Here is an 11,950-nt window from a genome sequence, read left to right as displayed (position 1 = left end):
CACGATCCACTGGAGATCTGGGACATCGTCCGGCGGGTGATGCCGGAGGCGCTCGCGGAGGCTGGGGCGTCGCCGTCCCAGGTCGTCGGGCTCGGGATCACCAACCAGCGCGAGACCACCGTCGTGTGGGACCGGCACACCGGTCGGCCCGTTCACAACGCCATCGTGTGGCAGGACACCCGCACCGACCGGATCGCCTCCGCCCTCGACAGGGACGAGCGCGGCGACATCATCCGTCGCAAGGCCGGCCTCCCGCCTGCGACCTACTTCGCCGGCGGCAAGATCCAGTGGATCCTGGAGAACGTCGACGGCGTCCGCGAGGCGGCGGAGAGCGGCGACGCCATCTTCGGCACCACCGACAGCTGGGTCGTCTGGAACCTGACCGGCGGCCCCAACGGTGGCGTGCACGTCACCGACGTCACCAACGCCAGCCGCACCATGCTGATGAACCTCGAGACCCTCGACTGGGACGACGAGCTGCTCGGCTTCTTCGACATCCCGCGCCAGATGCTCCCCGAGATCCGGCCCTCCTCCGAGCCGAAGGCCTACGGCACCACGCTCGCACACGGACCGCTCAAGGGAGAGATCCCGATCACCGGCATCCTCGGCGACCAGCAGGCTGCCATGGTCGGCCAGGTCTGCCTGGACGCCGGCGAGGCCAAGAACACCTACGGCACCGGCAACTTCCTCCTCCTCAACACCGGCCAGGAGCTCGTACGCTCCGAGAACGGCCTGCTCACCACGGTCTGCTACCAGTTCGGCGACCAGCCCCCGACGTACGCCCTGGAGGGCTCGATCGCGGTCACCGGCTCCGCGGTGCAGTGGCTGCGCGACCAGCTGCGGGTGATCAGCAACGCCGCCCAGTCCGAGACGCTCGCCAAGGAGGTCGAGGACAACGGCGGGGTCTACTTCGTGCCCGCGTTCTCCGGCCTCTTCGCACCCTACTGGCGCTCGGACGCCCGCGGCGTGATCGTCGGCCTCTCCCGGTTCAACACCAGCGGTCACATCGCCCGGGCGACCCTGGAGTCGATCTGCTACCAGAGCCGCGACGTCGCCGACGCGATGGAGAAGGACTCCGGCGTACGCCTCGAGGTGCTCAAGGTCGACGGCGGCGTCACCGTCAACGAGCTGTGCATGCAGATCCAGGCCGACGTGCTGGGTGTCGAGGTCAGCCGTCCGGTGGTCGCCGAGACGACCGCGCTCGGAGCCGCCTACGCGGCCGGGCTCGCCGTCGGGTTCTGGAAGGACACCGACGAGCTGCGCCAGAACTGGAACGAGTCCAAGCGCTGGAAGCCGGCCTGGACCGAGGAGCAGCGCGAGGCCGGGTACGCCGGTTGGCGCAAGGCCGTGGACCGCACGCTGAACTGGGTAGACGTCGACTGACGGCTCACCCTGGCTGCGTCGTTCAAAACGCCCTGTTTGGGGTATGTGCGGGGCACCCGGTCGGACGTACGTTGCGAATGGGCCCGGCCGGGGCCCGGCACCAGCCTCGACCGGTCCGTTGGCACACCGACGACCGAGGAGGCAGCAATGTTCATCCAGATGATTCAGGCGCCCTGCACCCGGCAGGACGAGGCCCACCAGATGCTCGACGAGTGGCGTCGCGACCTGGCGCCGGGCGCGACCGGGTGGCTCGGCGGCACCTACGGGTTCACCGACGACGACCAGTTCATCGGCGTGGTGCGGTTCGAGTCCCGCGAGGCGGCGATGGCCAACTCCGACCGCCCCGAGCAGGGGGAGTGGGCCGCGAAGATGGCCGAGCTGATGGACGGCCCGATGGAGTTCCACGACTGCGACGACGTCACGCTGCTGTTCGACGGGGGCTCCGACGACGCCGGGTTCGTGCAGATCATCCGCGGTCGCGTCGACGACCCCAGCCGGCTCAAGGCGATGATGGCCGACACCAGCCAGTTGCACGAGGCACGTCCCGACATCCTCGGCGGCACGCTCGCGATCGAGGAGGACGGCAGCTTCATCGAGACCGTCGCCTTCACCAGCGAGGCCGAGGCGCGCGAGCGCGAGAAGGTGGAGCCCCCGGAAGACGTACGCCGCGAGCTCGACTACGCGATGAAGGGCGCGACCTTCTACGACCTCCACCGTCCCTGGTTCGAGAGCGCCTGAAGGAGGCCGAGATGCTCAACGACAGCAGGGTGATGGCCAACATCCCGGCCGCCGACCTCGAGCGGGCGCGACGCTTCTACGCGGACAAGCTCGGGCTGGAGCCGTCCGACGAGGACCCTGGCGGGCTGATCTACACGACGTCCGGCGGGACGTCCTTCCACCTCTACGAGACCGATCAAGCGGGCAAGGCCGGGCACACGATCGCCCAGTTCCACGTGGCCGACGTCCGCAAGGAGGTCGACGACCTCGGAGCGAAGGGCATCACCTTCGAGCACTACGACATGCCGGGCGTGACCTGGGACGGAGACGTCGCCGGGATGGGGTCGGCCGGGCATGCCGCCTGGTTCAAGGACAGCGAGGACAACATCCTCTGCATCGACGACATGGTGCCCGCCTGAGGCACCTGAGACGGAGCGGCGGGTTCCGGCTCAGCCGGGACCCTCGCCCGCCGCGACGTGCTGGGCGAGATACTGCTGGAGCCCCACACGTTCGATCGCGTCGAGCTGGGACTCGAACCAGTCGGCGTGCTTCTCCTCGTCGCGGACCATCTCCTCGAAGACCGCGGCGGTGCCGTGGTCGCCGAGCGCGTGGCACTCCTTGGCGCCGGTGTTGAACTGGGCGACCGCGTCTCGCTCGCTCGCCAACGCCAGCCGGAGCATCTCCTCGGCGGTCTCACCCACCTGGATGGCGTTGAGCCGCTGGACGTTGGGATGGCCGTCGAACATCAGGATCCGGTTGATCAGGTCGTCGGCGTCGCGCATCTCGTCGATGGAGAGGTCGTAGAAGACCTTGCCGAGCTTGGCCAGACCCCAGTTGTCGAGCATCCGAGCATGCAGAAAATAGGTGTTGGTGACGGTGAGCTCGAACGTGAGTGCCTCGTTGAGGAGCTCGACGACGCGTGGATCGACTGGCTGCATGACGCACCTCCGGGAACGGTTTCTGTCCGATACTCGCACGGCACCCCGGGAGTGAGGACAGACTCAGTTTGCGACCGGTTGCGGTGGGTCAGCTCGCAGCGCCGTCGGCGGCGAGGTGCGAGCACTCCTGCTCGAGATGCCTGGTGACCAGCTTCTTCACCGAGAAGATGCAGGAGCCGCAGTCCTGCGCAGCACCGGTCGAGCGGCAGATCGCGCTGACCGTACGTGCCCCGTCGGCCAGCGCGGCATCGACGTCACGGTCCGTGACGACTCGGCACTGGCAGACGATCATGAGATTAGGTTAGCCGACCCTAAGCGCGGTGACGAGCGGTGGTCTCAGTTCTTACCTTTCTTGCGCTTCGGTCGACCCCGCGCGCAGATTCACATTCTCCCGGTATGGTCCAGGTCACATCACGCTCCCGGCCCTCGGAGGATCTCTTGCGTATCGCAGTCATCGGCACCGGCTTCGGCGGCCTGGCCGCCACGATCGAGCTCAAGAGGCGTGGCCACGACGACATCGTCGTGTTCGAGAAGGCCGGTGACGTCGGCGGGGTGTGGCGGGAGAACACCTACCCAGGAGCCGCCTGCGACGTACCCTCCAGCCTCTACTCCTTCTCCTTCGAGCCCAACCCGCACTGGCCCCACAAGTTCTCCCGGCAGCCCGCGATCCTCGACTACATCCACAAGGTCGTCGACAAGTACGACGTACGCCGCCACATCCGGTTCCACACCGAGGTGACCGCCGCACGCTGGGACGACGAGGCGAAGACCTGGCAGCTCGACCTCAGCACGGGCGAGACCGAGACGGTCGACCTCTTCGTGCCTGCCGTCGGTCAGCTCTCCCGGCCGTCGATCCCGGACCTCCCGGGCGCCGACACGTTCCGGGGTGAGGCCTTCCACTCCGCCGAGTGGAACCACGACCTCAGCCTCGAGGGCAAGCGCGTCGCGGTGATCGGCACCGGCGCGAGCGCCATCCAGTTCGTGCCCGAGATCCAGAAGGAGGCCGGGCAGGTGCTCCTCTTCCAGCGCTCGGCGCCCTACATCGTCCCGCGCAAGGACTTCGAGCGCGCCGACCCCTCCCATCCTGTCGGGCAGCTCCTCGACCGCGCGAAGATCTGGACGCAAGCCGAGTGGCTGACCACGACCTTCCACGTCAAGCCGCTCGGCGCGATCATGCGCGCCTGGTCGAAGCGACACATGAAGGCGCAGACCGCGGCCAAGCCGGGACTCTTCGAGAAGGTCTGGCCCGACTACCCGTTCGGCTGCAAGCGCATCCTCTTCGCCGACGACTACCTGCCGGCGCTCGCCCGGCCCAACGTCGACGTGATCACCGACGACATCACCGAGATCACCCCGACCGGCATCACCACCGCGGACGGGCAGCACCACGAGACCGACGTGATCATCTGGGGCACCGGTTTCAAGGCCACCGACTTCCTCGCCCCGATGACGATCGCCGGCACCCAGGGCCGCGACCTGCACACCCACTGGAAGGACGGTGCCCACGCCTACCACGGTATGACCGTCCCCGGTTTTCCCAACCTGCTGATCATGTACGGCCCCAACACCAACACCGGCGGCGGCTCGATCATCTACTTCCTCGAGACCCAGGCCCGCTACCTCGGTCGCTACGCCGACCACATCGCCGAGGTCGGTCCGCTCGAGGTCCGGGCGGAGGTGGAGGAGGCCTACGACGCCCGGATCCAGGACCGGCTGGCCGACAGCGTCTGGAGCAAGTGCACCTCCTGGTATCGGGAGAAGAACGGTCGTATCACCACCAACTGGCCCAGCATCTCGGCCCACTACCGACGTAGCGCCAGCTACGACAAGGGCGACTACACGCCAGCCTGAAACCATCTGATAGGTCATTGTGACCAAGCTGTGCATTCCCTTATTCGTGTCTGAGGCCACATACTCGAAGAGATGACTACCTCAACCCCCCGGCGGCGACACTTCGCCGCGAGTCCTTTCAAGGCAGATCCCGAGCCGGTCATTGAGCAGTTCGAGTCCGGAGACCTGGTCTCCCACGACTCCTTCGGCCTGGGTCGGGTCGTCAACAAAGAAACGGCCGCAGTCACTGTCGACTTCGGTCCCCGACTGGTGCGCATTGCCAGCCCCTTCCCCAAGCTTTCCAAGCTCTGACCTCGGTCTGAGCTGCACGAGTTCGCCCTCCCCGAGCAGTGCTCGAGGAGGGCGAACTCGTTGTCCGGGACTACTTCCTCTTCACCGGATAGGCGGCATCGACTTCCACCTCGACGAGCCAACCGTCCACCGGCAGGTTCTCGATCTCGAGCGCGAACCGCGACGGTCGGGCCGGGTTGGTGACCATCGGTGCGGCGGGCGGAGCGGTGCCGAGCGGCACCGGGATGGCGTCGCCGGTCGAGACCGACGTGTTCGCGAAGAACTGCCGGTAGGCCCGGTTCCAGCCGGCGAAGTCCATCTTCGCCTCGCCCGCGGGGTTCTGCAGGAAGACGCGCATCGTGATCACGTCCTCATAGGTGAGCCCCGCCGCCTCGAGGTTCTCCCCGATCCGGCGCAGTACGTTGATCCCCTGTGCCTCGGTGATCGTGACGCCCGGCGGTAGCTGGCCTCCGGGGAACACCTCGGTGTCGATGTAGGCCAGCTCCCCGCTCGCCCCGGTGTTCAGCCGCGACGGTCCGAGCCCGCTGGTCTTGTAGATAGCGGCCTCCGGCCCGATCGCGACGCCGTTGGCGATCGACGGGTTGTCCTGACCCGCGGGCAGGACCGAGATCGTCTCCCCGCCACGCGGCGGACGGTGCCCATCAGAAGCAGTCGACCACGTGCTCCCGGCGACCGCCGCCGTCGGAGCGACCAGAGCCGCGGTCAGCCCGACCACGGCCACCACCTTCGTACGCGGCGACATCATGCCGTCACCCGCGCGTGCAGCTTCTCGACGGCTGCCCGGGCAGCCGTGATGGCGCCGTGCTGCCAGGCGACCGCGTGGCTGAGGTGGTCACCGGCGAAGTACGTGTTGCCGGTGGCGTCGAGCAGTCGTGTGTAGAGCGGATCGGTGTCCGCCGTGGTCGAGTAGGCCCAAGCCCCCTCCGAGAACTTCGCCGACTTCCAGTCCTGGCTGTAGGAGGCGGTGATGCCCTCGCCGTAGACGTCGCCGAAGATCTGCTTGCCCCGATCCACCGCGCGCGAGAGCCGTTGCGCGGGGGTGAGCGCTCCGTACGCGTCGGCCGCGCTACCGGTGTTGTAGTAGCCGATCATGGTGCCCTTGTCGCCGTGGAACCCGTACGACGGGTGCCACATGTTGCGCAGGTCGAGGCGGGTGTTGGTGATCCCGCCGTAGATCCGGAAGTCCTCCTCCCACCAGCGCCTGTCGTACTCGATCCCGATCTTGCCCGCGTTCGAGGGCCCGAAGGACTTCAGGCTGGCGGTGATGTCGGCACCGAGGTTGTGCGGGATCTTGGCCGCGATCTGCGGCGGCATGCAGTTGATCGCGAAGTCCGCCTCGACGACCTCGGTCCGCCCCCGAGCCTTGTAGGCCACGGAGACGCCGGTCGAGGTGTTGTTCCACTCGACGACCTCGGCCCCGTAGCGGATGTTCCGCGACCCGATCGCCCTCGCGAAGGCCTTCGGGATCGCGTCCATGCCGCCCACCGGCTGATACATCATCATCGCCTGGTCGTAGCCGAACTCGAAGGAGAAGTACTGGCCCAGTCCGGAGGCGAGGACCGCGCTCATCGCGTGCGGCGCCACCTCGGTGCCGGACTGCTGGCCGGCACCCGGCTCGACGATGTAGCCCGCGCGGCTGGAGCCGGTGTAGGCGTACCCCTCCGCCTTGGTGCCGAGGTCACCGAAGCTCCGCAGGAACGCGATCAGCGCCTCCTTGTCGGCGGCGGTCAGCTCCTCGTCCAGGGCGCCCTTGTCGGTCGCCTTCGCGAGCAGCTCGGAGACATAGCCGTACGTGTCCGCCTTCGCCTGGCGCATCTGCACCGCACCGATGCCGTGGTCACCCGGGTAGTAGAGCAGCGCGTTGGCGTTCTGGTTGGTGAACGCCTCGATCGGGACGCCCAGCTCCTTGCAGTAGTCCAGCGTGATGTGGCTCTGCGGCAGCCGGCCGGGGCCCGCGTTCATGTACTCGCCCTGGGAGAACCCGGCGACCTGGGTGATCCCGTTCAGGTCGGTCACCCGGGTCCCGCCGCGCACGGTGAAGTTGCGACCGCCCGGCCGGTCGCGTCCCTCGAGCACGGTGACCCGGTAGCCGCCCTTGAGCAGCTCGTACGCAGCGGTCAGCCCGGCGATGCCGCCACCGAGGATCACGACCGACTTGCTGCCTGCCCGGGTGAGGTCCGCGGGCTTGGGAGGAGTGAAGTCGGGCGTCTCCGCGGCGTGCGCGGAGGTGAGCCCGAGTGCACCCATGCTGTGCAACATGACGCCTGCTCCGCCGGCGAGGCCGACGTTGCGCAGGAAGTTCCGACGTGACTGAGTCATGTGGGGTTCCAATCTGTTGGGGGGCACCCCGCAAGGTAAAGAGCGTTTGTTGCACCGCCATTGCGTCTGTGTCTCGCTAGAACACGTGTTCCCCAACTCGCGAGTAGCTCTAGGATCGGCACCGTGACCGTCACCATCCGCGATGCAGCTCCCGCCGACGTACCCGAGATCCTCCGCCTGGTCCACGCCCTGGCCGTCTACGAGAAGGAGCCCGACGCGGTCGAGGCCACGGAGGCCGACTTCACCGCCGCGCTCTTCCCCGAGTCGGGCACCCCGACCACTCACTGCCTGATCGCGGAGAACGACGGCGTCGTCATCGGGATGGCGGTCTGGTACGTCACCTTCTCCACCTGGACCGGCCGCAACGGCATCTGGCTCGAGGACCTCTTCGTCGACCCGGACCAGCGCGGCGCCGGAGCAGGCAAGGCCCTCCTCGCCCGCCTCGCCGAGATCTGCGTCGAGAACGACTGGCGCCGCCTGGAGTGGTGGGTGCTCAAGTGGAACGCGCCGTCGATCGCCTTCTACCGCTCGCTTGGCTCGGTCCCCCAGGACGAGTGGGAGGTCCACCGCATCGACGGCGCCGAGCTCAAGGAGCTGGGCGCCGCCGGCGGCATCTGACCTCAGGCCTCGTACGCAGCGGCGAACCGCCGCGCCCACTCCCCGAAGCCGCGGGCCGGGCGGCCCAGGACCTCCTCGACGTGCGGGCTGACCGCCCGCTCGGCGTCGGTCGGGTGCCCGAGGATCGCGAGCGTCCCCTCGGCGACGGCAGGCGGCATGAACGTCGCCATCCGGTGCAACGCCGCTTCCGGGGTCAGCTCGACGAACTCCACCACCCGCCCGGTCGCCGCCGCGATCTCCGCGACCTGTTCGCGAGGCGTGATCGCGACCGGCCCGGTGATCTCGTACGTCCTCCCCGCATGACCGTCCTCGGTCAGAGCGGCCGCCGCGACCTCGGCGATGTCGAGCGGGTCGACCACCGGCAGGGCGACGTCGCCGAACGGCGCATGGACGGCATTCATCTCCTTGACCATCGGCACCCAGGCGAGCGCGTTGCTCGCGAAGCCGCCCGGACGCAGGATCGTCCACTCCATCCCCGAGCCCCGCACCGCCTCCTCGAGCTCGACGAGCGGAGCGTGGGACGCCGCTCCCGGACGGGTGCCGACGGCCTGTGACGACTGCAGCACGACCCGGCGTACGCCTGCCGCCTCTGCATGCTTCATCAGCGCCGGGCCGTCGACGTGAGCGCCGGCGCCGCTGACCAGCAGGAAGAGCGCATCGGCCCCTGCCAGGACCGGGGCGAGCGTCGCGACGTCGGAGAGGTCGGCCACCGCGGTGGCGACCCCAGGCCGTGTCGGCAGCGGTGCCGACGTCCCGCGCGAGACGGCTGTGACGGTGTGGCCGGCCTCGGCCAGCAGCTCGACGAGGGGCTGCCCGACGTTTCCGGTCGCTCCGGTGATGACGATCATCGAGGTCTCCATTCATAGGGGAACTGGGTGTGTGTGACGGACGTTAGATTCCTCGATACAGTGGGTTCCCCAAGGTAAGTATTGGAGCGAGATGACCTGGCACCCGAGCACCGACGAGCCGGCGGAGGCATGCCCGATCGCGCCGGCGGTCGAGTTGATCTTCAGCCGGTGGACGACGCCGATCCTGTGGGCCCTGCACGAATACGGCACCCAGCGCTTCGTGGAGCTGGAGCGTCGCCTCGGCACGATCTCGTCGAAGGTGCTGACCCAGCGGCTGCGCCAGCTCGAGCGCGACGGGCTCGTCGAGCGCCGCTACCACGCCGAGGTCCCGCCCCGGGTGGAGTACGACATCACCGACCTCGGTCGCAGCCTCCAGCCGGTCTTCGCCGCGGTCGGCAGCTGGTCGGAGGCCAACATGCCCGCCGTGGAGACCGCGCGACAGGCCTACACCGGTCCGCTACCCCGCTGAGGCCGGCTGCCTCGCCCCTGGTCCGGCCAGCACCTCGACGTCATCGGCGTGCATGGGATCACCGCAGTGAGCGCACCGCAGATCGACGCGGCCGATCTCCCCGCAGGCGTGATGCCGGTAGAGCACGGGCGGCCCGGCCTCGCCCGCGAGCCACTTGTCGCCCCACCCGGCCATCACCATCAGGACGTCGACCAGCTCGCGCCCCTTCTCGGTCAGGACGTACTCATAGCGCGGTCGACTGTCGTACGCCCGCCGCTCCAGCACCCCGCGCTCGACCAGGTGCCCGAGCCGCTCGGCGAGCACCTTTCGCGAGATCCCGAGGTCTGCCTGGATCTGGTCGAAGCGGTTCATGCCCACCCAGATGTCGCGCAGCACGAGCGGCGACCACGGCTCCCCGATCACGTCCAGCGTGCGCGCGATCGAGCAGGTCATGTCGCCGAAGTTCGTACGTTGCATGCCCCGAACCTACCACTTGAGGTTCCCTGAAGGAACTCAAAGTGCTACGCTCACAGAGTCTCCTCAGGAAACTCTGTGTCCGAGGAGCGTCGTCCGCCGACCACGACAGCCGGGAGAAGTCCGATGATCAACCCCGACGTACGCCCCTTCCTCGAAGGCACCAACCTCGCCCATGTCGCCACGATCGGACCCGACGGCGCCCCGCGCACCTCGCCGGTCTGGATCGGCACCCACGGCGACCACGTCGTCTTCCTCACCGGCAATCGCGGCCGCAAGTACCGAAATCTCCACCTCGACCCGCGCATCGCCCTCTCCATGGCGCCGGCCGATAACGACTACATGCCCGTGATCCTCCGCGGCCGCGTCGTCGGCTGGGTCGAGGACGAGAGCCGCTGGGAGATCATCGACGAGCTCGCCACCCGATACACCGGAGCGCCCTATACCAGGGAGGTCGACGAGTACGGCGACCGTGCCATCGCCCTGATCGACCTCGACTACCAGCACATCGGCGTCGGCTGACCGGCCCAGCCGATCACCGCTCCCCGAGAACGGTCGCCACCAACCCCTCGACCTCGTCCGTACGCAGCGGCTCCGGCGTCATCAGCCGCCGGTAGAACACCGCGCCCGCCAGCGCCTCCGCGGCCCGCTCCGGATCCGGAACCGGTTGCCCTGACTCCTGCAGCCGCGTGATGGCCTCGACCCACCGCGTACGCCGCTGCGTGCTGTAGCGGTGATGCAGCTTCCGGAGCCCGGTGTCGCGTGCGGAGCCGTCGAGTACGGCTGGGAGACAGTCGGACGTGGTCCACGACACCCCTGCCGCCGTCGCTTCTACCGCGAGCCCGGGTTCGACGACGTCGGTCCCAGAGCGGGCGGCTTCGCCCTGCTCGAGGGCACGGGCTCAGGCTGATGCTGAACAGTCCCGGCGCCGGAGGTGCCGGCCAAGCCGCCGACGACGGCACGATGCCCAGCCCCGGTGGCTGGGGTCGCATCCAGCTCGAGGTGCCTGACGTGGACGGAGCGCTCCGCCGGCTGAGTGAAGCCGGCGCGCGGGTACGGACCAGTCGCATCGACGGCCGGGGCGGCGCCCAAGCCGTGATCGAGGACCCGGCGGGCAACCCGGTCGAGCTCTTCGCCCCCGTCTGACCAGCGGGCGTCGGGGCCCTGGTGCCGTGTCGGGCAAAGCGCCCATGGGCCTTGTCTCGGGGGTCTACAGTGGGCGTCAGAACATCGCGCGAAAAAAGTTGCTCTGACGATTTGAAACGGCGTCAGGGTGTGTGTAGTGTTCTCCGAGTCGCCAGGGTGCGGCGGGAAGCAAGCACGAGTCTTCGGGCGGGCTTCCGGCCCCGGAGCGGCCACCTCCACTCTTCGAGCATTGCTCGAGCCAGGGTGTTCTAGATGTCGATCTTCGAATCGACGACAGAACCTCAGCGTGATCTGGTTCAGCCAGATCAGCACGGTCATGAGTGGGCAGGTTTAAGCGATAAACACCGCGGGTTTCCCGAGTTGGTGATTAGAGCGAAAGCCACTAAAGTCCTCCAGGACCGAAGCGGATAAAGCTTCAAACTTTCAGCGAGAAAGCGCAGATCGCGCCGAATTGCGAAAGCGAGAAACACTCCGCTAAAGTCCAGAAAGACAAAGCAGAGAAACAGTTGCTAATCCGGCAGAAAGCGCGAATAGCGCGGAGTTGGAGAAGCGAGAGTGGCTCTGATAAAGTCTGCGAGGCAGGACCGGCCAGAGGGTCTGGAGCTGGTGAGGAAAGCGCGGATAGCGCCGAATTGCTTGAGCGAAAGAGAGCCTGGTAGGGTTCAGCACGAAGAAAAAAGCAGGACATAAAGCGAATAAAGCAGTCACCGGACTGGCTGGGAACGGATGTTCCGAAATCTACCGGTGTGCGTGTGATTCTTGAGAACTCAACAGTGTGTCATAGTCGACGAATTAGTTTGTTATGCCCCGTCGACCAGGTCCTCTTAGTGGGGATGTTGGTTGATGGTTTCTTTGACAATTGATTCTGGCAAGAACGATCTTTGATCGTATGTCAGTGTCTCCTGTCAGGGCATCTC

Annotated in this window: 16 protein-coding genes; 9 read left to right on the top strand and 7 right to left on the bottom strand. The window is 67.4% G+C overall.

All coding sequences use genetic code 11. The features are described from left to right. From glpK to ACFVJS_RS21010, 3 genes are all read left to right on the top strand, one after another. Window positions 1-1,383, top strand: a 1,383-nt coding sequence (glpK, locus tag ACFVJS_RS21020) for a glycerol kinase GlpK (RefSeq protein ID WP_378884417.1), incomplete at its 5' end; no start/stop codon positions are given. A gap of 147 nt (window positions 1,384-1,530) precedes the next feature. Then, complete coding sequence (locus tag ACFVJS_RS21015) at window positions 1,531-2,121, top strand: hypothetical protein (RefSeq protein ID WP_378884415.1); 591 nt, start codon at window positions 1,531-1,533, stop codon at window positions 2,119-2,121. A gap of 11 nt (window positions 2,122-2,132) precedes the next feature. Continuing rightward, complete coding sequence (locus ACFVJS_RS21010; RefSeq protein WP_378884413.1) at window positions 2,133-2,519, top strand: VOC family protein; 387 nt, start codon at window positions 2,133-2,135, stop codon at window positions 2,517-2,519. Between the two features lie 30 nt (window positions 2,520-2,549). Here ACFVJS_RS21010 and bfr read toward each other — a convergent pair whose 3' ends face one another. Together bfr and ACFVJS_RS21000 are read right to left on the bottom strand one after the other, a co-directional pair. Next, window positions 2,550-3,038 carry a bacterioferritin gene (bfr, locus tag ACFVJS_RS21005; RefSeq protein ID WP_378884410.1) on the bottom strand — a complete coding sequence of 163 codons (489 nt, stop codon included), beginning with the start codon at window positions 3,036-3,038 and terminating at the stop codon, window positions 2,550-2,552. An 88-nt stretch (window positions 3,039-3,126) separates the two neighbouring features. Further along, window positions 3,127-3,330, bottom strand: a complete 204-nt coding sequence (locus ACFVJS_RS21000) for a bacterioferritin-associated ferredoxin (RefSeq protein WP_378884407.1) — start codon at window positions 3,328-3,330, stop codon at window positions 3,127-3,129. A 146-nt stretch (window positions 3,331-3,476) separates the two neighbouring features. Between ACFVJS_RS21000 and ACFVJS_RS20995 the strand changes: the two genes are divergently transcribed. Both ACFVJS_RS20995 and ACFVJS_RS20990 read left to right on the top strand, forming a co-directional pair. Next, window positions 3,477-4,889: a flavin-containing monooxygenase gene (locus ACFVJS_RS20995; protein WP_378884404.1), complete on the top strand. Its 1,413-nt coding sequence runs from the start codon at window positions 3,477-3,479 to the stop codon at window positions 4,887-4,889. Window positions 4,890-4,961: 72 nt separating this feature from the next. Continuing rightward, complete coding sequence (locus ACFVJS_RS20990; protein WP_141790972.1) at window positions 4,962-5,180, top strand: hypothetical protein; 219 nt, start codon at window positions 4,962-4,964, stop codon at window positions 5,178-5,180. Window positions 5,181-5,250: 70 nt separating this feature from the next. Here the strand turns inward: ACFVJS_RS20990 and ACFVJS_RS20985 are convergent, their stop codons facing one another. Together ACFVJS_RS20985 and ACFVJS_RS20980 are read right to left on the bottom strand one after the other, a co-directional pair. Beyond that, window positions 5,251-5,922, bottom strand: coding sequence for a Rid family hydrolase (locus tag ACFVJS_RS20985; RefSeq protein ID WP_378884401.1), 672 nt, complete (start codon window positions 5,920-5,922; stop codon window positions 5,251-5,253). Then, window positions 5,922-7,499: a flavin monoamine oxidase family protein gene (locus ACFVJS_RS20980; protein WP_378884398.1), complete on the bottom strand. Its 1,578-nt coding sequence runs from the start codon at window positions 7,497-7,499 to the stop codon at window positions 5,922-5,924. The genes ACFVJS_RS20985 and ACFVJS_RS20980 overlap by 1 nt, the downstream gene beginning before the upstream one ends. 123 nt (window positions 7,500-7,622) lie before the next feature. Between ACFVJS_RS20980 and ACFVJS_RS20975 the strand changes: the two genes are divergently transcribed. Beyond that, on the top strand, window positions 7,623-8,117 hold the full coding sequence (locus ACFVJS_RS20975; RefSeq protein WP_378884395.1) for a GNAT family N-acetyltransferase: 495 nt from the start codon (window positions 7,623-7,625) through the stop codon (window positions 8,115-8,117). Between the two features lie 2 nt (window positions 8,118-8,119). Here ACFVJS_RS20975 and ACFVJS_RS20970 read toward each other — a convergent pair whose 3' ends face one another. Further along, a complete protein-coding gene (locus tag ACFVJS_RS20970; RefSeq protein ID WP_378884392.1) occupies window positions 8,120-8,965 on the bottom strand; it encodes an SDR family oxidoreductase in 846 nt (281 codons plus the stop codon). A 91-nt stretch (window positions 8,966-9,056) separates the two neighbouring features. Between ACFVJS_RS20970 and ACFVJS_RS20965 the strand changes: the two genes are divergently transcribed. After that, window positions 9,057-9,434, top strand: coding sequence for a winged helix-turn-helix transcriptional regulator (locus tag ACFVJS_RS20965; protein ID WP_378884390.1), 378 nt, complete (start codon window positions 9,057-9,059; stop codon window positions 9,432-9,434). On the opposite strand, the gene ACFVJS_RS20960 is transcribed toward ACFVJS_RS20965, so the two are convergent. Further along, window positions 9,423-9,890: a winged helix-turn-helix transcriptional regulator gene (locus tag ACFVJS_RS20960; protein WP_378884387.1), complete on the bottom strand. Its 468-nt coding sequence runs from the start codon at window positions 9,888-9,890 to the stop codon at window positions 9,423-9,425. The two genes, ACFVJS_RS20965 and ACFVJS_RS20960, sit on opposite strands and share 12 nt — an antisense overlap. A gap of 75 nt (window positions 9,891-9,965) precedes the next feature. Here ACFVJS_RS20960 and ACFVJS_RS20955 point away from each other — a divergent pair, with 75 nt between their 5' ends. Further along, window positions 9,966-10,409 carry a TIGR03618 family F420-dependent PPOX class oxidoreductase gene (locus ACFVJS_RS20955; RefSeq protein WP_378884384.1) on the top strand — a complete coding sequence of 148 codons (444 nt, stop codon included), beginning with the start codon at window positions 9,966-9,968 and terminating at the stop codon, window positions 10,407-10,409. A gap of 13 nt (window positions 10,410-10,422) precedes the next feature. Here the strand turns inward: ACFVJS_RS20955 and ACFVJS_RS20950 are convergent, their stop codons facing one another. Next, on the bottom strand, window positions 10,423-10,701 hold the full coding sequence (locus ACFVJS_RS20950; RefSeq protein ID WP_378884382.1) for a TetR-like C-terminal domain-containing protein: 279 nt from the start codon (window positions 10,699-10,701) through the stop codon (window positions 10,423-10,425). 95 nt (window positions 10,702-10,796) lie between these two features. Between ACFVJS_RS20950 and ACFVJS_RS20945 the strand changes: the two genes are divergently transcribed. Next, complete coding sequence (locus tag ACFVJS_RS20945; RefSeq protein ID WP_378884379.1) at window positions 10,797-11,033, top strand: VOC family protein; 237 nt, start codon at window positions 10,797-10,799, stop codon at window positions 11,031-11,033. Window positions 11,034-11,950 lie beyond the last annotated feature (917 nt).

This window comes from Nocardioides sp. NPDC057772 (assembly GCF_042798075.1).
Taxonomy (GTDB): domain Bacteria; phylum Actinomycetota; class Actinomycetes; order Propionibacteriales; family Nocardioidaceae; genus Nocardioides.
Note: the sequence above shows the minus strand (reverse complement) of the source record. Positions and strands in the feature narration are given on the sequence as shown.